General features: G+C 70.3%; 19 protein-coding genes and 1 pseudogene. 7 read left to right on the top strand and 13 right to left on the bottom strand.

The genetic code is table 11. The annotated features are described in order from the left end of the window. The first annotated feature begins 223 nt into the window (after positions 1-223). Positions 224-1,180, top strand: coding sequence for an alpha/beta fold hydrolase (locus J8N05_RS42270; RefSeq protein WP_247706911.1), 957 nt, complete (start codon positions 224-226; stop codon positions 1,178-1,180). A 48-nt stretch (positions 1,181-1,228) separates the two neighbouring features. Here J8N05_RS42270 and J8N05_RS42265 read toward each other — a convergent pair whose 3' ends face one another. Both J8N05_RS42265 and ctaD read right to left on the bottom strand, forming a co-directional pair. Beyond that, the gene (locus J8N05_RS42265) at positions 1,229-1,687 is read right to left on the bottom strand and encodes a hypothetical protein (RefSeq protein WP_210892696.1); all 459 of its coding nucleotides are present in this window, start codon (positions 1,685-1,687) and stop codon (positions 1,229-1,231) included. Positions 1,688-1,689: 2 nt separating this feature from the next. Beyond that, positions 1,690-3,441 carry an aa3-type cytochrome oxidase subunit I gene (gene ctaD, locus J8N05_RS42260; protein ID WP_456339992.1) on the bottom strand — a complete coding sequence of 584 codons (1,752 nt, stop codon included), beginning with the start codon at positions 3,439-3,441 and terminating at the stop codon, positions 1,690-1,692. Positions 3,442-3,932: 491 nt separating this feature from the next. Between ctaD and J8N05_RS42255 the strand changes: the two genes are divergently transcribed. After that, the gene (locus J8N05_RS42255) at positions 3,933-4,733 is read left to right on the top strand and encodes a DUF4142 domain-containing protein (RefSeq protein ID WP_210892694.1); all 801 of its coding nucleotides are present in this window, start codon (positions 3,933-3,935) and stop codon (positions 4,731-4,733) included. 49 nt (positions 4,734-4,782) lie between these two features. On the opposite strand, the gene J8N05_RS42250 is transcribed toward J8N05_RS42255, so the two are convergent. From J8N05_RS42250 to J8N05_RS42240, 3 genes and pseudogenes are all read right to left on the bottom strand, one after another. After that, entirely contained in the window at positions 4,783-5,427 is a 645-nt protein-coding gene (locus J8N05_RS42250; protein ID WP_210892692.1) for a vitamin K epoxide reductase family protein, read from the bottom strand. 104 nt (positions 5,428-5,531) lie between these two features. After that, a pseudogene (locus tag J8N05_RS42245) lies at positions 5,532-6,017 on the bottom strand (hypothetical protein); the annotation flags it as partial. 244 nt (positions 6,018-6,261) lie between these two features. Continuing rightward, a complete protein-coding gene (locus tag J8N05_RS42240) occupies positions 6,262-6,840 on the bottom strand; it encodes a dihydrofolate reductase family protein (RefSeq protein ID WP_210892690.1) in 579 nt (192 codons plus the stop codon). Between the two features lie 249 nt (positions 6,841-7,089). Here J8N05_RS42240 and J8N05_RS42235 point away from each other — a divergent pair, with 249 nt between their 5' ends. Continuing rightward, the gene (locus J8N05_RS42235) at positions 7,090-7,899 is read left to right on the top strand and encodes a GAF domain-containing protein (RefSeq protein WP_210892688.1); all 810 of its coding nucleotides are present in this window, start codon (positions 7,090-7,092) and stop codon (positions 7,897-7,899) included. Positions 7,900-7,970: 71 nt separating this feature from the next. On the opposite strand, the gene J8N05_RS42230 is transcribed toward J8N05_RS42235, so the two are convergent. The 5 genes from J8N05_RS42230 to J8N05_RS42210 all read right to left on the bottom strand — a co-directional run bounded on the left by J8N05_RS42230 (position 7,971) and on the right by J8N05_RS42210 (position 13,060). Further along, the gene (locus tag J8N05_RS42230) at positions 7,971-8,384 is read right to left on the bottom strand and encodes a hypothetical protein (RefSeq protein ID WP_210892686.1); all 414 of its coding nucleotides are present in this window, start codon (positions 8,382-8,384) and stop codon (positions 7,971-7,973) included. A 378-nt stretch (positions 8,385-8,762) separates the two neighbouring features. Beyond that, positions 8,763-9,821 carry a LacI family DNA-binding transcriptional regulator gene (locus tag J8N05_RS42225; protein ID WP_210892684.1) on the bottom strand — a complete coding sequence of 353 codons (1,059 nt, stop codon included), beginning with the start codon at positions 9,819-9,821 and terminating at the stop codon, positions 8,763-8,765. A 66-nt stretch (positions 9,822-9,887) separates the two neighbouring features. After that, positions 9,888-10,754, bottom strand: a complete 867-nt coding sequence (locus J8N05_RS42220) for a carbohydrate ABC transporter permease (protein WP_247706910.1) — start codon at positions 10,752-10,754, stop codon at positions 9,888-9,890. Beyond that, the gene (locus J8N05_RS42215; protein ID WP_247706909.1) at positions 10,751-11,710 is read right to left on the bottom strand and encodes a carbohydrate ABC transporter permease; all 960 of its coding nucleotides are present in this window, start codon (positions 11,708-11,710) and stop codon (positions 10,751-10,753) included. The genes J8N05_RS42220 and J8N05_RS42215 overlap by 4 nt, the downstream gene beginning before the upstream one ends. A 12-nt stretch (positions 11,711-11,722) precedes the next feature. After that, positions 11,723-13,060 (bottom strand): ABC transporter substrate-binding protein, encoded by a 1,338-nt coding sequence (locus tag J8N05_RS42210; protein ID WP_210892682.1) that lies wholly within the window; start codon positions 13,058-13,060, stop codon positions 11,723-11,725. 181 nt (positions 13,061-13,241) lie between these two features. Between J8N05_RS42210 and J8N05_RS42205 the strand changes: the two genes are divergently transcribed. Both J8N05_RS42205 and J8N05_RS42200 read left to right on the top strand, forming a co-directional pair. Beyond that, a complete protein-coding gene (locus tag J8N05_RS42205) occupies positions 13,242-15,242 on the top strand; it encodes a hypothetical protein (RefSeq protein ID WP_210892680.1) in 2,001 nt (666 codons plus the stop codon). Continuing rightward, positions 15,239-16,972 (top strand): amylo-alpha-1,6-glucosidase, encoded by a 1,734-nt coding sequence (locus J8N05_RS42200; RefSeq protein WP_210892677.1) that lies wholly within the window; start codon positions 15,239-15,241, stop codon positions 16,970-16,972. The genes J8N05_RS42205 and J8N05_RS42200 overlap by 4 nt, the downstream gene beginning before the upstream one ends. 30 nt (positions 16,973-17,002) lie before the next feature. Here J8N05_RS42200 and J8N05_RS42195 read toward each other — a convergent pair whose 3' ends face one another. From J8N05_RS42195 to J8N05_RS42185, 3 genes are all read right to left on the bottom strand, one after another. After that, positions 17,003-18,088 carry an alkene reductase gene (locus J8N05_RS42195; RefSeq protein ID WP_210892675.1) on the bottom strand — a complete coding sequence of 362 codons (1,086 nt, stop codon included), beginning with the start codon at positions 18,086-18,088 and terminating at the stop codon, positions 17,003-17,005. Between the two features lie 61 nt (positions 18,089-18,149). Continuing rightward, on the bottom strand, positions 18,150-18,752 hold the full coding sequence (locus tag J8N05_RS42190; RefSeq protein WP_210892673.1) for an NADPH-dependent F420 reductase: 603 nt from the start codon (positions 18,750-18,752) through the stop codon (positions 18,150-18,152). 20 nt (positions 18,753-18,772) lie between these two features. Next, the gene (locus J8N05_RS42185; protein ID WP_210892671.1) at positions 18,773-19,780 is read right to left on the bottom strand and encodes an alcohol dehydrogenase catalytic domain-containing protein; all 1,008 of its coding nucleotides are present in this window, start codon (positions 19,778-19,780) and stop codon (positions 18,773-18,775) included. Positions 19,781-19,886: 106 nt separating this feature from the next. Here J8N05_RS42185 and J8N05_RS42180 point away from each other — a divergent pair, with 106 nt between their 5' ends. Both J8N05_RS42180 and J8N05_RS42175 read left to right on the top strand, forming a co-directional pair. Next, complete coding sequence (locus tag J8N05_RS42180; RefSeq protein ID WP_210892670.1) at positions 19,887-20,495, top strand: TetR/AcrR family transcriptional regulator; 609 nt, start codon at positions 19,887-19,889, stop codon at positions 20,493-20,495. 440 nt (positions 20,496-20,935) lie between these two features. After that, on the top strand, positions 20,936-22,147 hold the full coding sequence (locus J8N05_RS42175; protein ID WP_210894240.1) for an MFS transporter: 1,212 nt from the start codon (positions 20,936-20,938) through the stop codon (positions 22,145-22,147). Positions 22,148-22,249 lie beyond the last annotated feature (102 nt).

Genomic DNA, 22,249 nt, shown 5'->3' with positions numbered 1-22,249 from the left:
CACCGGTGCAGTCAGCGCTTGTGGACGTGCTGGATGTCCGCATCCAGCACGTCGCGCGGATCACCGCTGTCCCCCGTGCGAGCTACGGCCAAGTGGCCTCTGAGAGGTGACGATCCGTGGGCGCCGGAACCGTAGCGTCCTCGTTGTCGCCGCGATTCGGAAACGAGCGGCCTACCCGACCGCCCCGTCCCTGAGTCCACCTCTTGTCGCTTTGGAGAGCCACGTGAACCGCACCCTCAAGACGACCGCCCTGGCCACGACGTTCTGCGCGGTGGCAGGCGCCGCCGTCGCCGGCTACGGCCAGGTCGCCGCGCAGGCCCAGGAGCCGTCGTGGACCGTGGCACGGACGCAGGCGCAGGTGCAGGCACAGACAGCGGCCGCCACGTCCGCGCGGCACGGCCACGGTCAGGGGGATGCCTTCACGGGGACCAGGAAGATCCGCGTCGACGGCCACTCGGTCAACGTCTCGTGCTCCGGCCGGACCGTGGCCCGTAAGCCCGTCGTCGTCCTGATGGCCGGAGGCGGCGACGGACTGGAGACGATGGCCGGGCTGCAGCAGACCCTGAGCCACCAGGGCAGGGTCTGCTCCTACGACCGGCTCGGGGAGGGCGCGAGCGATCAGCCGAACGGCATTCAGACCGTCGACGACAGCGGCAGGATCCTGACCGGCGTGCTCGACCGGATCGTCGGTGACCGCCCGGTCGTCCTGGCCGGCCACTCGCTGGGCGGCTACATCGCCGCCCGGTACGCCCCCGACCACCGGGACAGGGTCACGGGCCTGGTCCTGATGGACGCCACGATCCCGGCCCTCACCGAGGGCATCCGGAAGGCGATCCCCGAGTCCGCGACCGGCATGGCGGCCGAACTGCGCGACCAGACCATCGCGGTGAACGAGGGCCAGAACCCCGAGCAGTTCCTCATCGCCGACGCGCCGGTCCGCTCGGCGGGGCGCATCCCGGTGCGGATCATCAAGCACGAGTCCCAGTTCTCCGAGGTCCCCGACTACGGGCCCGCCCTGGAGCGGATGTGGGCCGAGGGCCAGCAGGAGTGGCGCGCCCTTTCCGCCCGCAGCCGCGTCAGCACCGCCGCCGGCAGCGGGCACTACATCCACGTCGACCGCCCCGACGTCGCCCTCAAGGCCATCCGGCAGGTCACCGCGCAGGCCACGAACCACCGGTGAACCCCCGCTGATGCCGGGAGGCGCCCGAGGCGCCGCCCGGCACGGGCGTCAGCCGGGCGAGAAGCCGTCGGCGGCGCCCGTCACCAGCAGGAGCGTCACCGTGGTCAGGGCCGTGGCCAGTCCGGACGCGACCAGCACGGCGAGGGTTCTGCGGGAGCGACCGGGACCGACCGGGGGCCGGTGCCCGTAACGGGCCAGCTGTGCCCAGTGGCGGGCCGCCTCCCGCGCCTCCCGACGATGGTGTACGGCAGCACACAGGCGGAGGCCGACCGTGACCACCGTGCCCGCCACCGCGGCGGCGCAGGGCATCCGCCAGGTCCCGCTCGCCAGGAGCACGGCCGCGACGGTCCCGGTCGTGCCCCAGCCGCTCAGACAGGCAGCCGCGGCGGTACGCCGGGACAGCGGACGGTCGGTCCCCGCGCGCAGCTCGGCGAGGGCCGGGACGTACCAGACGTGACCGGCCGCCGTCAGCAGTGCGGCGCCCAGCGCCAGGACGGGCTGCGACACGGTCACTTCACCGTCCCGGGCGCCGCGGCCCCCGTGGTCGTTGCGATCTCGGCACTCCCCGCACTCACCGCGATCCCCGGACTCCCCGCGATCTCCGGGTGGTGCAGGTCGAACGCCGGGGACTCCGACCGGATCCGCGGCAGGGCGGTGAAGTTGTGCCGCGGCGGCGGGCAGGACGTGGCCCACTCCAGCGAACGTCCGTATCCCCAGGGGTCGTCCACGTCCACCGGCTTCGCGTACTTGGCCGTCCACCACACGTTGTAGAGGAACGGCAGGATCGACAGGCCCAGTACGAACGACCCGATCGTGGAGAGGGTGTTGAGCGCCGTGAAGCCGTCCGCCGCCAGGTAGTCGGCGTACCGGCGGGGCATGCCCTCCGCGCCGAGCCAGTGCTGGACCAGGAACGTCAGGTGGAAGCCGACCGTGAGCGTCCAGAAGGTGAGCTTCCCGAGGCGCTCGTCGAGCATTTTGCCCGTGAACTTCGGCCACCAGAAGTGGAATCCGGCGAACATCGCGTACACGACCGTGCCGAAGACCGTGTAGTGGAAGTGCGCCACGACGAAGTACGAATCCGAGACGTGGAAGTCCATCGGCGGTGAGGCCAGGATGACGCCGGTCAGACCGCCGAAGACGAACGTGACCAGGAAGCCGACGGTCCAGAGCATCGGGGTCTCGAAGGACAGGGAGCCCTTCCACATGGTGCCGATCCAGTTGAAGAACTTCACGCCCGTCGGCACCGCGATCAGGAAGGTCATGAAGGAGAAGAACGGCAGCAGGACTCCGCCGGTGACGTACATGTGGTGCGCCCACACGGTCACCGACAGACCGGCGATCGCGATGGTGGCCCCGACCAGGCCCATGTAACCGAACATCGGCTTGCGCGAGAACACCGGGATCACCTCGGAGACGATGCCGAAGAACGGCAGCGCCAGGATGTACACCTCGGGATGCCCGAAGAACCAGAACAGGTGCTGCCACAGCAGCGCGCCGCCGTTCGCCGGGTCGAAGACGTGGCTGCCGAACCGGCGGTCGCACTCCAGCGCGAACAGCGCCGCCGCCAGCACCGGGAAGACGATCAGGATCAGTACGGCGGTCAGCAGCACGTTCCAGGTGAAGACCGGCATGCGGAAGACGGTCAGACCGGGGGCGCGCATGCAGATGACGGTGGTGATGAAGTTGACCGCGCCGAGGATGCTGCCGAACCCGGACAGGGCGACGCCCATGATCCACATGTCGGCGCCGAGGCCGGGGGAGTGCACGGCGTCGGACAGCGGGGCGTACAGGAACCACCCGAAGTCCGCGGCGCCGCCCGGTGTGAGGAAGCCGAACGCGGCGATCGACGAGCCGAACAGGAAGAGCCAGTAGGCGAGCATGTTCAGCCGCGGGAACGCCACGTCGGGCGCACCGATCTGCAACGGCATGATCCAGTTGGCGAATCCGGTGAACAGCGGCATCGCGAACATCAGCAGCATGATCGAGCCGTGCATCGTGAATGCCTGGTTGTACTGCTCGTTCGACATCAACTGCGTTCCGGGCCGGGCCAGTTCGGCGCGCATCAGCAGGGCCAGGACCCCGCCGACGATGAAGAACACGAACGCGGACACCAGGTAGAGGGTGCCGATCCTCTTGTGGTCGGTGGTCGTCAGCCACTCGACCCAGGTCGGGCGGGCGGGCGTCCGGCTGCTCCCGCCTGTCCGCCACGCGGCGTCGCTCCCGTCGGACCCTACGGGGGCCGCATCGGCCGAGGGGGCCACGTCACGCGTATGCGCGGCCTCCGACTGCTGTCTCTGTGCCTCGTCCACCGGACGGTTCCCTTTCCTTCGCCGTTGCGCTCAGCGCTGTGCTTGCGGCGCCTCCCGGCTGCCGCTCCATGATCGGCTCGGGGGTACGAGGGTCGGGTAGGGCCGAACAGTCCCCCCGCGCGGACCGGTGGGGTGGGCCCAAGGATCCACTTCGCCGTGCGACGAATCGGGGCGGGCTCACGCTCGGGCTCGCGGTCGGGCCCCGGTTCCGTACCAGGTCGGGCGGCCGTAGGAGGCGTACGGCGGCGGCCGGTGGCGTACGGCGTGCGCCCCGCATACGTCGTCCAGGGCTGAACAGCCCTGCGTCAAGGGCCGTTCGGCCCCTGGCGCGCGGGACCGTCCGACCCTGTCCGCGCCGCTCGGCGGAATGATCTCCTGACGCCGCAGCCGGCTGTGGGGGTGGCCGCCGCCTGTCCCTTGTCGTCCACTCACCGGAGGCTCATGTGCGGCGCATCAACGGTTCGTTCCTCATCGCGTTGGGGATCGCCGGCTCGATCGGCTCGGTCGCGTACCCGGTCTTCTACTCCTATCCCCACCGCTTCGACGCGGTGAAGGCGACCCGGCCCGCTCCTGCCGAGACGGTGAACACCCGATGGGGCCCGTTGACCGCCGCCGACCGGGACCTGGTGGTACGGGTACGGCTCGCCGGGCTGTGGGAGATACCGGCGGGGCAGCAGGCCATCGAACGCGCGCCCACGAAGTCGGTCAAGGAGACGGGCGACCACCTGGTGGTCGGCCACAACGACCTCGACAAACGCGTCCGTATCGTCGCGGCCGACCTCGGCATAGAGGTGCCGAACCAGCCGAACGCACAACAGCAGGGCTGGCTGGCCGAACTGACGGCCGCTCAGGGCACGGACTACGAGCAGAAGTTCGCGAACCTGCTGCGGTCCGCGCACGGCAAGGTGTTCGCGGCGGTCGCGGAGGTCCGCGCCACCACCCGCAACACGCTCATCCGGCAGCTGGCCTCGGACGCCAACCAGACCGTGCTCGACCACATCACGATGTTGGAGAGGACCGGGGACGTCGACTTCGACGCGCTCGCCGTCGATGCCGCGAAGGGGCTGACCGCCAGCCCGACCGGGCCCCCGCCGCCGAAGCCCGGTGCGTCGGCGGCCTCGGCGCCGCCCGCGCGGCCGACCGGTGACCCCACCCTGACGTCGAGCCCTTCGGCGCTGCCGACGGACGGCACGGTCAGCACGGAGCGTCCGGAACCGTCGGACCCGGAGAGCGCGGCGCGGTAACCGGGTCGGCCCGGGGCGGGCGCCGGGCACGCGGTGCCCGGCGCGCGGCTCACGGACTCAGCAGTGTCTGCCAGTAACTCCACCAGCGGGTGGCGATCAGCATGACGACGGTCAGGTACCAGGTGACCGGCACCGCCCAGTGGAACTCCGTGACACCGGCGACGACGCGGCGCGGGGCACGGACGATCCCGTGCCGCAGGTTGTGCACGGTGGTGTACCAGAACAGGGCGATGGTGGCCGCCCAGGCCAGGCAGCACCACAGGCACAGCGCGCCGATCTCGTACAGCGCCTGGCTCATCAGCCACATGCAGAAGGCCGCGCCGAACACGGCGCCGGCGTTCAGCGCGAGCCAGAACCAGCGGCGGAAGCGGGCCCCGGCCAGCAGCGCCGCACCGATCGCGATGACGACCGGGTAGGTGAGCAGGCCGAGCAGGGGATTGGGGAACCCGAACACGCCCGCCTGTTCGCTGCGCATCACGCTCGAACACGACAGGACCGGGCTGAGGTTGCACGAGGGCGCGAAGCCCGGGTCCTGGAGCAGTTGGAACTTGTCGAGGGTGATCACGAAAGATGCGAGGGCGCCGAGGCCGCCGGTCACGATCAGCAGCCAGGCGAGGGCACGGCCGGCGCCGCTGGTGGGGCTGATCGCGCGCACCCTGCCCGCGCCGCCCGTGCTGCCCGCGCTGCCCGTCATCGGGACTGTTCCTGCTCGTCGCAGCGCTGGACGGGTGCCGGTTCGGCGGCGGGCGACGGGTGGTCGCCGCCCCGCGGACGGCATCCGCCGGAGGTCCGCCGCGATGTGCCGGGTACGGTCTCGCGGGCGGCCCCCTCCGGCCACAGGACCTCCACCGGGACACCACGGGCGCGCGCGTAGGCCACCAGGTGCGCCGTGGCGTCGCGGCCGTCGGACGGCGAACCGTCCCACACGGCCAGCACCTTCCGGCACCCCGCGATCAGCCGCTCGTCCGCGCCGACGCACGCGTCCCGGTCGGCCGGGTCGTACGTCAGCAGCCGCACCTGCCGGGCCAGGGACAGCAGCTCGCCGGCCGCCAGGCGGTCACGCTCGGGCGGCATCGCGGGGACGGCCGCCTGGGCGGGCAGCACCACGACGAGGTGCCGCCCGGCCGTCCGGACCGCCCGGCCGAAAGCCAGCGGCACACCGGCACCGGCGCGCACCACCCCCTGCGCCCGCCCCAGGAACCGCTCCAGCCTCGTCCGCAACTCGGCTTCCACCAGTTCGAGCGTGCCCCGGGTCAGATCGGCATGCCCCACCGCCAGAATCATTCCCAACTTCCCTTTCGCCGCACGGCTTTCCACGTCAGCCCGTGCCGCGGGCCCGGTCCTCTCCGCCCTCGGGCGAAACGACGGACCGCCCCGGTACGGGACTGCGGGATCAGTGAAGTCACCCCACCCCAGAACCAACTAGGGCCGAACGGCCCCGCCGGGAGGAGTTCGGCACCTTTCGGGGGCAGGCGGGAGGGCGCGACGCCTCATCCACCGTCACGTACCGGTGTCACGTACCGGCTCTTCAGCTGTTCGTGGTGGGTGGTCCGTCGAGGACGGTGGGTGCGTACTCCAGCAGTTGGAGCCGGCCGTCGAAGGTGTGGCTTTCGACGAGGTCGAGGCGGACGTCGGGGTATTCGTCGAAGATCCGTTCCTGGCCGGTGGCGCCGGTGATCACCGGAAAGACGACGACGCGGAAGCGGTCCACGAGACCGGCCGTGAGCAGTGATCGGCACAGGGTGAGGCTGCCGAGGGTGCGCAGGGGATGTGTCGTGTTCTTCTTCAGATCCCGCACGGCGTCGACGGCGTCTCCTTTGACCAGCTCGGTGTTCTGCCAGCTCAGGGGCGCTTCAAGGGTCGACGAGAAGACGGTCTTGGGCATGTTGTTCAGCTGGGCGAACCCCGGGTCGTCGGGCGCCTGCGCGGCGAACCCCGACATCAGCCGATAGGTCTTGGCGCCCATCAGAGTGGCGTGCTGCTTCTCGCTGTCGCTGTCGAGCCAGGCGAGGTATTCGGGCCCTTCCATGCCCCAGAAGCCCGGCCAGCCGTCGGCGGACGCGTACCCGTCGAGCGAGATGATGAAGTCCACCATGAGATGTGCCATCAGAGTCCTCCGAAGAGTCGGTGTGCCTTGTAGTGGTTGACCGGAGTCCCCCCGGAAACTCATCGGTGCGCCTCCACGGCTGCCTGACGCCCGGCATGTGCCGCAGCCGACCCACACCGTGCCGGGGAACTTACCGCCAGAAGTGCTCTTCATGCCCAAAACGGCCTGTTGCGGCTGCTTGGGCTTCTACGCTGAATATCTGTGGTCAAGAATGCTGGGGCAGGATGGCTGGGGCAGGTGGAGTCCTTGGTGCAGTCATTGTCGGCATCGCCCATCGAGACGTCGGTCGTCGCACGGCCCGAGCGGACGGTCGTCCATGTCGCGGGACAGCTCGATCATGGCGGGACCATGACATTGATGAAGCAGCTGTCGGACCTGTCGAGCCTGTCGGCGCACAGCCACCGGCTCGTTCTCGATTTCAGCCGTGTCTCGTTCCTCGGCTTTGCAGCGGTCGAACTGGTGGAGGTCGTGGCGGAGCAGGTACGCGCGGCGGGTGGACAACTGGAGGTGTGGGGCGTCGACGACCCCCGGCTGAGGGCCCTTCATCTGAACGGCGGTCTGCGGGTGTTGCGCATCGCGGAGACAACCGGTGTGTCGTCCTCTCACACCGACGTGGAGCGCAACGAGGTGGTGTTGCGTCAGGCACTGGCCACGGCATTGCGTGTGACGGGGGCTCCCATGGGCAATGTCCAGTTCCTGGACCCTGCGTCGGACGCGCTGCGCATCAGCGCACAGCGCGGGTTCCATCATCCGTTCCTGTCCTTCTTCCGCAGCGTGGAGGTCGCGGGGCACGGGAGTGCGTGCGGCGCGGCAGCCCAGCGGCAGCGGCCCGTCTTCGTGGAGGACGTCCGTGCGTCGCCGCTGTTCGTGGGCACAGCGGCCGGGGACGTCCTCGATGACGCGGGCGTGCGGTCCGTGGCGTCGCTGCCCGTCATGACGCCGGGGGGTGAGCTGGTGGGGATGCTCTCCGTCCATCGTGCCGAGCCCACCGTGTGGGCGGCCGAGGCGCGCAGGGAACTGGGCTACGTGGTCCAGGCGGCAGACCGGCTGGCCAGGTAGCGGCGCCCGTACCCACCGCCTGACCCCTCCTTCCGGAGGTGGTGCGCCTCATCGGCAGGGGTCAGCAGGGGTCAGCAGGAGTCTGGACGCAAGACGGCGTCGTACGCGGCCGAAGCGCCGGCCACACGCAGGCACCGAAGTGGCAGATCCGGTGCGTTGACCAGCCATTCCTTGGCCTCGACCGCCGGCTGCAGACTGGCCGACCACACAGTCGTCAGCAGCAGCGCCGCTGTTTCTTGTCGGCCGCGGGCGGCAGCGGGGGCCGTCTGCCCGACAGCGTGCTCGGCCAGCTGCCGGAGAACCGGGTCCGCGGCGCCCCCGTCGATGACCCCGTACAGCACCACGGCGTACAGCGGCATGAACACCTGCGCGTCCTCGGCGTCGAGCTGCATCGTGTCCTGTGCGTAGCGCACAAGCTCAGACAGCTGTACGAGCAGAGCGGACAGCGCCCCGCAGGAACCGTGCCGGTCAGAGGAATGGTCCATGGCACCCTCGCCCGCCAGGTCCCGGGCGGGCACGCCTTCCTGGGTCCGTGTCGCGAGCGACCCCTCACGACATGCCCACGGGAATTATTCTCCTGCCCGGCGTCTCATTCACGAACAAACCGCCATAAGGGTTTTCACGGACGGCCCCCACAGCGCCGGACGCAAGGCTCACTCCTTGCACGGCGTACGTGTCATGCACGCGCTGGCCTGGGCTGATGCGGCTGTGGACGGAACGAAGCCGTCCCGAGGGGAGCGGGATCGGTAAACCGTCATACGCCGACTTCATCCGTACAGGGGATGCTGCTGCGGGGCGCACGCTCGGCGGGGACGCGCGGTTCCCGATGCGCAACCGCCCCCAGCCCTGCCGCTCATGGGGGATCAGGTTCCGGTCGGTGCGGGCGCGGTGGATCCTCGGAGGCGGAGTTCGGGCTCGACGAGGATCTCCTGCGTGCTGACGGCCCGGTTCGAGATCAGCGAGGTGACCAGACGTGCGACGTTCTCCGCGATGCGCTCGATCGGCTGGCGGACCGTGGTGAGCGGGGGTCCGATGAAGTCGAGTACGGGCGAGTCGTCGTAGCCGACGACCGAGACGTCCTTCGGAACGCGCAGTCCGGCCCGCTCCGCGGCGCGGTACGCGCCGAAGGCCATCTCGTCACTGGACGCCACGATGCCGGTCGTCCCCTGCGCGAGGAGCGCGCTCGCGGCCTGCTGACCGCCCTCGACGTTGAAGTGCTGGCGGACGACGAACTGCTCGGGGTTGTCGACACCGCGCTGTTCCAGAGCGCGGAGGAATCCCTCGACCCGCCGGTCCGCGGGCAGGTTGTCCGTCGGCCCCGCGAGGAGGCCGATCCTGCGGTGCCCGAGGTCGTGCAGATGCCCCACCGCCAACTCGGCGGCCCGCCAGTCGTCGGTCGAGACGACCGGGGTGTCGGAGTCGGGGAAACCGCCGTTGATGCTCACGTACGGGATGCCCCGTGACTCGACGAACTGCACGACGCGATGGTCCTCGTCGCGGAGGGTGTTGCTCGACGACAGGAAGACGATCGCCGCCACGCCCGCGTCCACGAGTGACTCGACATAGTCCCGCTCGCGCGGCGTCCCCGGGTACACGGGGCAGATGATCGAGGTCAGGCCGTACGGGTTCAGCTCGTTCTCGACGCGTTCGGCCTGCAGGGCGAAGATCGGGTTCTTCAGGTTGGGGGTGAGCATGACGACGAGCCGGTTGTCGAGGGGACGCTCGTAGCCGATCTGCTTCAGCGCCTCCTCCACCGCCTGCCGAGTGGCGGGCGCGACGCCGTACTTGCGGTTGATGACCCGGCTCACCGTCGCTTCGCTGACATCGGCGGCCTGGGCGACCTGGGCCAGTGTGGTGGTGCCGGCGGCCGCTCGGGATCCCTTGCGCCGCTTGGGCGGTTCGGTGGCATTCCCTGTCGTCATCTCAAACCTTCCGGTCGCAAGCCATGCGTGTTCGTGCGTCGTACGGAGCGCTGTGCTGTGGGGTGTTCACTGTTTCACGGAGCCGGCGAGGAGACCCGCGACGAAGTACCGCTGGAGGAAGAGGAACAGCACCAGGACCGGCACGACCGAGATCAGGGTGCCGGTCAGCAACTGCCCGTAGTCCGTGGACTGTACGCCGTGCAGGGTCGCCAGGGAGACCGGCAACGTGTAGGCCGCCGGGTCGCGTTGGACGATGAGCGGGTAGACGAAGTCGTTCCACTGGCCTAGGAACAGGAAGATGGCGAGGGCGGCCAGGGCCGGTCGCATGGTGGGAACGACGATCTGGAAGAACGTACGGAACTCGCCGGCACCGTCGACGCGTGCCGCCTGGAGGAGCTCGTCGGGCACGGACTGCATCGCCTGGCGCATGAGGAAGATCCCGAACGGCAGGGCGAGGTTCGGCAGGATGAGTCCTTGGTAGGAGTTGAGCCAGCCGAGTGCCACCATCATCTTGAACAGGGGCACGAGCGTCACCTGGCCCGGCAGGGCGAGCGAGGCGATGATCACGGTGAACATCGCGTTGCGGCCCCGGAACTGGAACTTGGCGAAGGCGTATCCCGCCGTACTGCACACCAGCATGCCGAGTGCGGTGTAGACCGTCGATACGACCAGGGAGTTGCGGACGGCGGTGCCGAACTCCAGCGAGTCGAAGAGCCCGGTCAGGTTGGTCCAGAAGCGGTCGCCGGGCAGCAGCGCCGGCGGGGACGAGAAGATCTCGTTCGTCGAGTGCGTCGACGCCACGACGAGCCAGGCGAAGGGGACGAGCATGAGCACGGCGCCGAGCGCGACGAACGCGGTGAGGACGGCACTGAGCGATCTGGTCGGATCGGGCTCCCGGCGTCGGCGCGGGCCCGGATGCTGCAGGGCGGTCACTGGGCACGCCTCCTGAGGACGAGCGTCTGGATGACGGAGACGGCCGTCACGATGAAGGCGAGGACGTAGCCGATCGCGGAGGCGTATCCGAAGTCGAAGTTCTTGAAGGCGCTGTTGTAGAGGTACATGCCGATGGTGAGGGTGGCGTTGTCGGGGCCGCCGCCGGTGAGCACGTACGGCTCGTCGAAGAGCTGAAGGGTCCCGATCGTCGACAGCACCACGGTGAGCAGGAGCGCCGGCCGCAGTCCCGGGAGGGTGATGTGCCAGAACTGCCGGCGCCTGTTCGCCCCGTCCATCTGCGCGGCCTCGTACAGCTCGCCGGGGATCGACTGCAGTTGGGCGAGGTACATGACCGCGTTCTGACCCGTGTAGTGCCAGGTCATCGCCATGATGATCGACGCCTTGGCCCAGAACGGGTCGGTGAGCCAGGGGATCCGGGGCAGCCCGACCGAGGTGAGCAGGTAGTTGATGAAGCCGTTCTGGTAGTTGAGGAGCGCGGAGAAGAGGATGCCGTACGCGACGAGACCCATGACGATCGGGACGAAGTAGGCGACCCGGAAGAACGAACGCCACTTGAGCAGCTTGGAGTTGAGGGCGACTGCCAGCACGATCGCCAGACCGAGCATCAACGGCACCTGGATGACCAGGATCTCGACGGTGTTGCGCAGGGCGGTCCAGAAGAGCGGGTCGTCGAGGAGCCGTCCGTAGTTCGCGCCGCCGACGAACTCGGTGACACCGCCGACGTTCTGCGTGAAGCTCAGCGCCAGGGCGTAGAAGACCGGATAGACCTTGAAGCCGACGAACAGCACGATCACGGGCAGCAGGAACACGAACGGTGTGGCGCGGGTACGCCATGTCCTGCGCGCTGACCGCCGGCGAGGCGGTTCGACGGCGGACCGGGAGGCGGCGGTGGGCGTCCCGGCCGGCCGGGGACTGGGATTCGTGGTGAGGGACATGGTGCTCTCCGGTCAGTCCTTCGCGGTCTTCCGGCCGGTCTGCTGTGCCAGCAGCTTCGCGGCCTGCTGGAGCGCCTGCTCGGGATCGGCGTCCTTGACCAGGACCTGGGTCTGCGCGTCGTCGTAGACCTTGAGCGCCTTGGGGTAGTCCTTGGTGTAGTGGTCAGGGGGCGTGTCCTGGCTCAGCGCCTCGATGACGAGCTCGTTGGTGTTGATCCCGAAGTAGGGGTTCGGCTCCTTGAAGGCGGCGGTCTTCCACATGGGTCCGTAGCTCGGGAAGAGTCCGTCGGCCTTGGTGATGACCTTCTGCCCGGCGAGCGTCGCCATGCTGTACTCGACGTATTCGTAGGCGAGTTCCTGCTGCTTGCTCGACTTCGAGACGGTGAGGTACGTGCCGCCCGCGGACGACGCCGTGTATCCGCCCTCCTTCATCGCGGGCGACATCCGCACGCCCCACTTGCCCTTCATCTCGGGCGCCGTGTCCTGGAAGCTGCCGACCATCCACGAGGCGCCGGGCATGATCGCGACGGGTGACTGTCCCTTCATCTGGGACGTGGTGCCCTGGCTCTGCGGGATGTCCGTGACGAGCTTCTTGTCGTTCGCCTCCTTGAGAAAGGTGAGCGCGTCGACGCTCTCCTTGCCGGAGAGGGCGATCTCGCCCTTGCCGTTGAAGAAGAACGTGCCCTGGAGGCGGGCGAGCATCATGAAGAAGTTCGCCGAGTCGGCCTGCGAGGCCGCCTTGTCGACGGCGAAGAGGTCGGCTCCGGTCGCCTTCTTGATCTTGACTCCGGCGGTCAGCATCTGGTCCCAAGTGCGGATCGAGTCGATGTCGACGCCGGCCTTCTCGAACAGGTCCTTGCGGTAGAACACCAGGTTCGTGTTCACCTCGAAGGGCATGCCGTACTGCTGTCCCTTCGCGTCCTGGCCGCCCTTCCACAAGCCGCTCGGGAAGTCCTTCTCCAGCGAGCCCGCACCCATGTCGCCGAGGTTCGCGAAGCCGTCGGGGAACGTCTCCAGGTAGTTGCCCATGTAGTCGCCGCCGATGTCCATGACATCGGGGAGACCCTGGCCTCCGGCCGCCATGCCAGTGGTGATCTTGTCCCAGATGGCCGGGTTGCCGACGTCCTGGACCTTGACGGTGACTCCGGGATGCGACTTCTCGAACTCCTCGGCGGTGGCCTTCATGCCGGCCGCGGGGGCTCCCCAGGCCCAGGCGGTGAGCGTGTCCTTCCCGGCCGAGCCGTCAGAGGACGACATGGAGCAGCCGGTCAGAAGCCCGGCGGACAGAGCGGTGACTGCGGTGAACACGCTGACCTGGGTGCGCCAGGGGCGACACGGCGAAGCGGTCATGGCTGTCGATCCTCCTTGATCGAGATGCAGCACGTGGCTTGGTGGGCGTCATCATGACCCGACTTACGCGTGCCTTGCAAGATTCTCTTGCAAACTTCCAACCGCGATTTGCATACTGGCTGACGCCAGCACCGTCGCATGCGGCGGGGACGCCATCGTCATGAAGGAAGTCACGACACCGATGCCCCTGAGCACCCCAGAGCGCGCGCTGCCCACCGACGGGACACCGACCCGCGTCGACGAACGCACGTGGTCGGTGACGGCGGCCGGGGGGTCGGAGCCCCGGATCCGCTTCGACGCATCCGCGGGCCCCAGCGTGCTGCTCGCCGTCGAGACCGCCCAGCCTGCCCAGACCACCGACCCTGCCCAGACCACCGACCCTGCCCAGAGCGCCGGGCTCGCCGACACCGTGGGGTCCACCGGCACCGCCGAGCGACGGCACCTTCTGCCGGACGACGGCTCGTCCCCCGTCCGTCTGACGGGCTCCGGCGCGGCCTGGCTGCTTCCCCCACGCCCCGGCGCGACCGAGCCCGCCTGGCACGTCGTCGCCGACGGCGTGATCGAGCTGCACACCGACGGTGACCGCCGCACCCTCACCGTCCACGCCGGCACGGCCACCCTCGTCGCCCACCGGGCCCGCCCCCACGCCGACGTCGACGGGGCGCGCTTCGCCCTCGACCTCCCGGGCGGTGACGCCCTCGCCGACGCCCTCGCGGGCTTCTACTGGGGCACCGTCCTGCCCTGCGTGGTCGAGCGCACCACCGCGGCCCGGTACCCGGACCGCGACGGCTACGTGATCAGTACCCTCGCCGACAAGTACGTCGGCACCTATCCGGACGTCGACCACGAGTTCCAGATCAAGGGGCGGATGGCCTGGGGGAGCCGCACCGACCAGGACGTCGTACGGCGCATGCTCGACCTGCAGCTGCGCATGATGCGCGAGGACCCCCAGCAGCTGTGGCGAGACCCCTGTGCCATCCAGCCGGACGGCGACCGCGAGTACCACGTACGCAGGAACAGCCTCGACAACTCCCAGAACGCCGTCATGTTCCTCGTCACCGGCAACGTCGAGGTGCTGGAGTCCGCGTGGCTGTACTTCGCCCGCACGAAGGACACCGGCTGGCTGCGCGAGCGCATCGAGGACCTGGAGGGCGCGGCGTCCTGCGTCGTCGACTGCATGGACCGGCAGGGACGGCTGTGGTCCGACGTGTACTACGAGGACCAGGTCATCAAGGACGGGCGGGAGACCATGGCCGCCTCGCTCGCCGCGAACTCCTTCGAACTCCTCGCCGCACTGGAGGACGCCCTCGGACGCGACGGGCAGGCCCGCTCCTACCGCGAGTCGGCCGCGCGCCTCGCCGCCGCCGTACGCGCCCCGCTCCCGGCCGGGCACTGGGACGACGCCACCCGCCGCTTCGTCGACTGGGTCGACCGCTCAGGACGCGTCCACGATCACGTGCACCTCCTCGCCAATGTCCTGCCGGCGATGTTCGGGCACGCCGACGGCACACAGACCGAGCACGTCCTCGCCCTGATCGACCGCGAACTCGACGAGTTCCAGCGCTTCCCGACCTTCCTCGCCGCCCGCGTACAGGACTACACCGACGACGAGATCGGCGACGGCGGCCCCTACGACCTGTGCGCCGCGGGCCGGTACTGGTGCTGGGACGCCGCGTTCTGGTCGTGGCGCCGCAACGGGGGGATGCTCCGCCAACAGCTGGAGACCGTCGCCGCGCAGGGCGCCCGGGACGACTACGTCATGGGCGAGCGCTACGACATGAACCACGTCCACTACAGGGACGGGTCCGACTGGCACGGTGCCGCGCACTATTACGAGTACCCGTGCGTGTACGCCTGGGTCCTCTTCACCGAGTACCTCGGGGTCCGTTCGACACTCACCGCGGACCTGCTCATCGCGCCCCAGGTCGTCGGCACCGGCGCCGTGACACTCGGGCAGCGGGCCTACGAACTCACCTACCGGATCGACCAGGACGGCTTCGAGCTCGTCAACGACGCCGGTCGGGCACGCTCGTTCGAGCTGGACCTCTCGGCACTCGGCGGCACCGGCGGCACCGGCTCAGGCGGCCCCGCCGCCCCGCGTACGGTCGTGCTCGGACCGGGCGAGTCGGTCCGCGTCGCCCTGCCGGGCACCGCCGCCACCGGGGCGGAGGGCCAGGCATGAGTGCCCCGCGTCTGCTCGACATCGACCTCGGCACCACCCCGTTCAGCCGCCGTGGTTCCTACTTCGCCGTCTCACGGGTCACCGACCAGCAGGACGGCGGCGTCTATCTGCGTACCGTGCGGGGCGACGCCCGCCACCGCGAGATCGTCCGGCTCCTCCTGGACGGCGGCACCGAGGCCCAGTCCCGTACCACCGCGGGGAAGTTGACCCTCCGGCACGGCACCACCCGGGTCGAAGCGGTCCTCGACGGACCGGGCCGGGCGTGTCTCCGTGTCCGGGAGGGCTCCCTCACCCTCGACTTCCGGGCCACCTCGCAGTACGACGCCGTCTTCCAGGAGAACGAGGACACCTGGCGGTTCATCGACAGCGGCGCCAACCGCAACTACCGCATCCGGGTCATCGGCGGCCGGGCCCGGTTCGAAGCCCGCTGGGACGGCGTCCGCAACTCGGAGGCCCGGCTGAGGATCGCCGCGCCCGACGGCACGGCGACGATCGTCGTCGACGAATACGGCAGCGCCGTGCCCACCGGCCCCCTCGACGACCCGGACGCCCTCGCCGCCGTTGCCCAGGCCGACTTCGACGCATGGTGCCGCACGCACGGCGGCGCCGAACGCGACGACCCGGTGATGGGCGACACCGTCCGGCTGGCCGCGTTCGTCACCTGGGCGGCCATCGTGCCGCCGGGCGGCGCACTGCGACGCGAGTCCATGCTCATGTCGAAGAACCGCATGACCAACGTGTGGAGCTGGGACCACTGCTTCAACGCCATGGCCCTGTGGCGGGACCCGAGGGCGGCGGCCGACCAGCTCTTCGCCGTCTTCGACCACCAGGACGAGCACGGCTGCCTTCCCGACTACGTCAACGACGCCGGTGTCGAACGCAACTTCGTCAAACCACCGATCCACGGCTGGTCCATCGCCCACCTCATGGACCGCGGCGGCCTCACCGAGGAGGCGACAGCGGCACTGTACGAACCGCTGCGCCGGTGGACCGAGTGGTGGTTCGCACATCGTGTGTACGGCGACGACGGCATCCCGTCCTACAACCACGGCAACGACTCAGGATGGGACAACGCCACGACCTTCGGCGTCGGTGTGCCCGTACAGAGCCCGGACCTGCTCGCCCACCTCGCCCTGCAGATGCAGACGCTCGCGCTGATCGCCCGCCGCACCGACCGCCCCGACGAGGCGGCGGCGTGGACGCGACGGGCCGGCGCGACCGTGCGGACGCTGTGCGACCGGTTCTGGACCGGGGAGCGCTTCGTCGCACGGGACACCCTGACCGGCGAAGTGATCGACTCGCGGAGTCTGCTCACCTTCATGCCGCTGATCCTCGGCGAACTCCTGCCGACGGCCGTACGCGACACGACCGTGCGCCGCCTCCTCGACGGCGGCTACCTCACTCCCCACGGGCCCGCCACCGAGCCGCCGGGCAGTCCTCACTACGAGGCCGACGGCTACTGGCGCGGCCCCATCTGGGCCCCTTCGACGATGCTGCTCGCCGACGGACTGCGCCGCAGCGGCCGGCCCGACCTGGCCGACGACATCGAGGCCCGGTTCATGGCGACCTGCGCGGGAGCCGGCATGGCGGAGAACTTCGACGCGATGACGGGAGCCGGCCTGCGCGACCGCAGCATGACGTGGACCGCCTCCGTGTACCTGTCGATGGTCTCCGACCGCGCCGGGCGCCGGGCCCTCGCCGCCGACGCCCTGTGCGAGCGCGCGTCATGAGCCGCGTCGGCGCTCTGCCCCGTTCCTTGCTCAGCCGGCGGTGAAAGCGGGGTAGTCCGTGTAGCCCTCGGACCGGCCGGCGTAGTGGGTGTCCTGGTCGTCGTCGGCCAGCGGGTGGCCCTGCGCGAAGCGCTCGACCAGGTCGGGGTTGGCGATGAAGGGGGCACCGAAGGACACCGCGTCGACGACGCCGTGGTCCAGGATCTCGTTGCCGAGGGCCCGGGTGAAGCCGAGGTTGGCGACGATGTTGCCCTGATAGTGGGCGCGGTAGCGGGAGAAGAGGGCGATGCGCTCCTCGATGGTGCCGGGGGCGCCCAGGAGGTGAAGGTAGGCCAGGTCGCTGTCGTTGAGCTTCTTGAGCAGCTGGTCGTACTCGGCGAATGTCTCCTCGTCCCCGGTGAACGCGGCTCCGCTGGTCCAGCCCGGGGACAACTTCACGCCGACGCGGTCGCCGCCCCACACGTCACCGACGGCGTCGAGGATGTCGAGGAGGAACCGGGCCCGCTTCTCGCCGCTGCCTCCGTAGGCGTCGGTGCGCAGGTTGAGACGGGGGTTGAGGAACTGCGGGATCAAGTGGGAGACCTGGGCGTGGAGTTCGACGCCATCGAAACCGGCGCGGCGGGCGTTCTGGGCCGCCTGGCGGTAGTCGGCGATGGTGTCGGCGATCTCTGCGGCGGTGAAGGCGCGCGGGGTGACGGTGTCCTTCGGGCCCGAGGCGGTGTAGGACTGCTCGCCGGGGTTGACGGCCGAAGGTCCGGCGGGCAGGCGGCCGTCTAGGTGGTCGGGGTGGGAGGCCGCTCCGACGTGGCCGAGCTGGGAAACGATCCGCCCGCCCGCCGCGTGGACGGCCTCGGTGACCTTCGCCCAGCCGGCGGTCTGGGTGTCGGTGTAGAGGCCGGGGACGTTGATGTAGCCGATCGCGTCCGGGCTGACCCAGGTTCCCTCGGTGACGATCAGTCCGGCGCCGGCGCGCTGCCTGTAGTAGGTCGCGTGCAGATCGGTGGGGGCCAGCTCGGCGTTGTGGGCGCGGGCGCGGGTCATGGGGGCCATGACGACGCGGTTGGGGAGCTCCAGCGCGCCGAGACGGACGGGCTGCAGCAGGGGCTGAGAGGTCATGGGTGACTTCCTTGTGGCAAGCGGCGGACAAGAAGAGAACTAGGGATGGCCGGGGACCGGATCAGTCCTGTTTGAGGGCGTGGAGCGCGGAGAGCGGGCCGCCGAGTTGCATGAGGCGTCCGCCCTCGCGCAGGGAGCCGAGATCGACGGGGGCGAACCCGAACTCGGCGGTGAGGTCCTTGACGGTCGTCCTGGCGTCGGCGTCGTCACCGGCGAGGAACAGCACCTGGCGTCCGGCCGGGTGGCGCGGATCGGCGGCGATGTACTGGCCGTAGAGGGTGTTGAACGCCTTGACGACCCGCGCGCCGGGCAGCAGCGAGGCCACGTGTTCGCTGCCGGTCAGCTCGCCCAGATCAGCGATCTCCGCGTGCGGGGGCAGGGAGGCGAACTGGTTGGTGGCGTCGATGACGATGCGTCCGCCGAAGTCCGGCAGGCCGGCTGTCGCGTCCGGGATCTGAGGCCAGCCGACCGCGAGGAGTACGAGCTCCGCCGCGGCGGCCTCCTCCGGTGTGCCGGCGTGGGCGAGCGGTCCGAGTTCGTCGGCGAGACCGGCCAGCGAGGCGGGGCCGCGGCTGTTGCTCAGGACGACCTGGTGGCCGTGGGCCACGGCATGACGGGCGACGGCCTGGGCGACGGTCCCGGAGCCGATGGTTCCTATCTTCATGGCGGTGTCCTTCGTGGGGTTCAGGATGAAGGGCTGGTGAGCAGGACCGTTCCGCTCTTGCCGGGGCGGCGGGCATGGTCGACGGCCTTCGCGAAGTCGGCGAGGTCGTAGCGGGCCGCGACCTCGAAGAGGTCCGGGGCGGACGCGGCCAGATCGGCGGCGAAGGCGACGTCCTCGGCCCGTTCCTCGGGTGTGCGGGTCATCCACCGGCCGATGGACACGCCCCGCACCGTCAGGTCCCGCGCTGTCAGCGCGACCGACTCCAACGGCGTGCTGCCGGAACCGAGTTGTCCGTAGGTGATCAGCGTGCCGCCGTCGTCGAGCAGCCCGGCCAGCTCACCGGTCAGTGATCCGCCCACCGCGTCCAGTACGACCTGGGCGCCCCGGCCGCCGGTCGCGTCCCGGACCTGAGAACGCCAGTCCGCGTCGGCGGTCGAGATGGTCGGCAGGGTGGGGAAGCGCTGCCGCAAGGTTTCCGCACCCGTGGCACTGCGTACCAGGTTGACCAGCGGGATGTCGTGCCTGAGCGCTGCCGCGGCGACCAGTCTGCCCACCGACGAACCGGCGGCCGTCTGCACCACAGGACCTGCCTGCCCGTGCTGGGCGTCCTCGACGGCCCGCAGCAGCATGAGCAGGGTGAGCGGGTTGACCAGCATCAGGGCCGCGGTGTCGTCGCTGACGCCTTCGGGTACCGGCACCACCAGATCGGCCGGAGCCGTGACGAGTTCGCTCCACGCGCCGGGCACCGGGAAGAACGCGACCCGCTGACCGGGCCGCAGGTCCCGCACACCCTCGCCGACGGTCTCGACGACGCCCATGCCCTCCAGGCCGGGAATCCGCGGCGTGGCGAACGGCTGCTGCGACGCGCCCGGAAAGCCCTGCACCCCCGCCAGATCGCCGGGGTGGACGGGCCGGGACAGCACCCGTACCCGAACCTGTCCGGCCGCGGGCGCGACAGGGGATGGCTGCTCGCTCAGGCGTAGGACCTGCGCGGCTTCTCCGTGCTGGTCATAGGTGATGGCACGCATGACGCTCCCGTTCCATGAGTTTTGATGATGTGCATCATTGAAACTCTTGTTATGATGAGAGGCGTCATTGAAAAGGTCAAGTCGACAGCGACGCGAGAGGACGGCCATGCCGCGGATCACCAAGGAGGACAAGGCCCGCAACCGGCAGAACATCCTCGAAGCGGCGGGCCGCATGTTCCGCTCGCAGGGCATCGACGCGGTCGGCATCGCCGAGCTGATGAAGGAAGCCGGACTCACCCACGGCGGCTTCTACAACCACTTCGCCTCCAAGGACGACCTGGTCGTGGAGGTGTGCGGGGCCTCCTTCGCCGCCTCGCTCGGAAGCCTGGCCCGGACGGTGCAGGACGGCCCGGACCAGGGCGTCACTCCGCTGGAGCGGGTCGTGGCCGGATATCTGTCCACGGCGCACCGTGACGCCCCGGACGGCGGCTGCCCTTCCGCCTCCCTGGTCACCGACGCCGGACGGCACAGCGAGGGCGTGCAGAGCGCCTACGCCGAAGGGGTCGAGGGCTATCTCACCGGCTTCGCCGCCGAGTTCGTGCGCGAGGCCGAGGAGCAGGGTCACCAACTCGACCCGGGCGAGGCCCGTCACAGAGCCATGCGCCTGCTCAGCGAGATGGTCGGCGCGATGATGCTCGCCCGGGCCGTACGCCACGTCGAGCCCGAGCTCTCCGACGAGATCCTGCGGACGGGCCGCGGCCATGCGCTCGACTGACGCGCTCGACTGACGCGGCGCAGCACCCGTCCTCGAACCTCGGGTGATCTCGCGCCCGTGTGTCGGCGGCGGTGGACGGGCGCGCCCGGAGGGGCGGTTGAGGCCGGGGCCGGGACCATCCGCCCGTCGCCAGGGACTCATGGCCCATGTCCCGGCTGCGGGCCGATGTGAAAAGTGGTGCCCGGAAGCCGCTCCGTGGTGCGGGGCCGGCGACCGCGCACGATCCCCTGGCTCGGTACCACCACCGGTACCCCCGCGTGAGGGAAGGGACGGACACCATGGCCCGGCAGCCGAAGCCGAAGAGTGGTGGTCCTACGGACACCGGTCCGCCGTCGGTCGGTTCGCCGTCAGGCGGTCTGCCGTCGACCGGTTCGCCCTCGGCCGGTCCGCTGTCGGGCGGTCATCCGTCGGCCGGGCCGGTGTCCGGCCGGGCCTGGCTGATGCTGGCCCTGGCCACGGCCGGCTTCGCCGTCAACTTCTGGGCGTGGGCGCTGCTCAGCCCGCTCGGCCCCCGCTTCAAGGACGGCCTCGGCCTCTCGTCGTTCGAGCAGTCGCTCCTGGTGGCGGTGCCGGTCGTCGTCGGTTCGCTGGGCCGGATCCCGGTCGGCGCGCTCACGGACCGCTTCGGCGGGCGGGTGATGTTCCCGATCGTGTCGGCCGCCACCGTCGTACCGGTCCTCTACCTCGGTCTGGCCGGGCACTCCTCCCTCACCGCCCTGCTGGTCGGCGGATTCTTCCTCGGCATCGGCGGCACGGCCTTCGCCGTCGGAGTGCCGTTCGTCAACGCCTGGTTCCCGCCCGCGCGGCGGGGTCTCGCCCTCGGGGTCTTCGGCGCCGGCATGGGTGGCACCGCCATCAGCGCGCTGACCACGGTGAAGCTGGTCGACGCCGGTGAGATGGCCACCCCCTTCCTGATCACGGCCGCCGTCCTCGGGGCGTACGCCATGACCGCGGCGCTGCTCCTGCGTGACGCCCCGGGCCGCACCGTGCCGGTCGGGCCGGCGGCCCGCCGACTGGCCGCCGCCATGCGGCTGCCCGTCACCTGGCAGGCGGCCGCGCTGTACGCGGTCGCGTTCGGCGGCTACGTGGCCTTCTCGGTGTACCTGCCCACGTACCTCAGGACCGGCTACGGCCTGACGCAGGCGGACGCCGCTAACCGGATGGCGGGGTTCGTGCTGCTGGCGGTGGCGATGCGCCCGGTCGGCGGCTGGCTCTCCGACCGGCTGGGCCCCGCCCGCGTGCTGGCGGGCTCGCTCGCCGTGGTCGTCGCCGGAGCGGTGACCCAGTCGTTCACCCCGGCGTTGGCGCCGGTGGGCACGATCGCCTTCCTGTCCATGGCGGCGGCGCTCGGCGCGGGCAGCGGGGCCACCTTCGCCCTGGTCGCCCTGCTGACCCCGGCCGACCAGGTCGGCTCGGTCACCGGAGTGGTCGGTGCCGCGGGCGGTCTGGGCGGCTTCCTGCCGCCGCTGGTGATGGGCTCGCTCTACGGCGCCTACGAGTCGTACGCGGCCGGTCTCGTCCTGCTCGCGGTCGTGGCCGCCGCGGCGCTGGCTTTCACCCTCACCACCGTGCGTGCGGCCACCGCGGGCGACCGGGGCAGGGCGCCCGCGGGCGGGCGCCCCGCCGGAGCACCTGCCGCCGAGGGCGGCTGACCCGCCCAGGTGGCCGCGGTGCGGTCACCGACCTTCCAGGGACAGCGGTCGTGCACTCCTGTCCGGCCGGAACCGATCACGATTCGAACGGGCCGCGGTGCC

Source organism: Streptomyces liliiviolaceus (assembly GCF_018070025.1).
GTDB classification, from domain to species: Bacteria; Actinomycetota; Actinomycetes; order Streptomycetales; family Streptomycetaceae; genus Streptomyces; species Streptomyces liliiviolaceus.
Note: the sequence above shows the minus strand (reverse complement) of the source record. Positions and strands in the feature narration are given on the sequence as shown.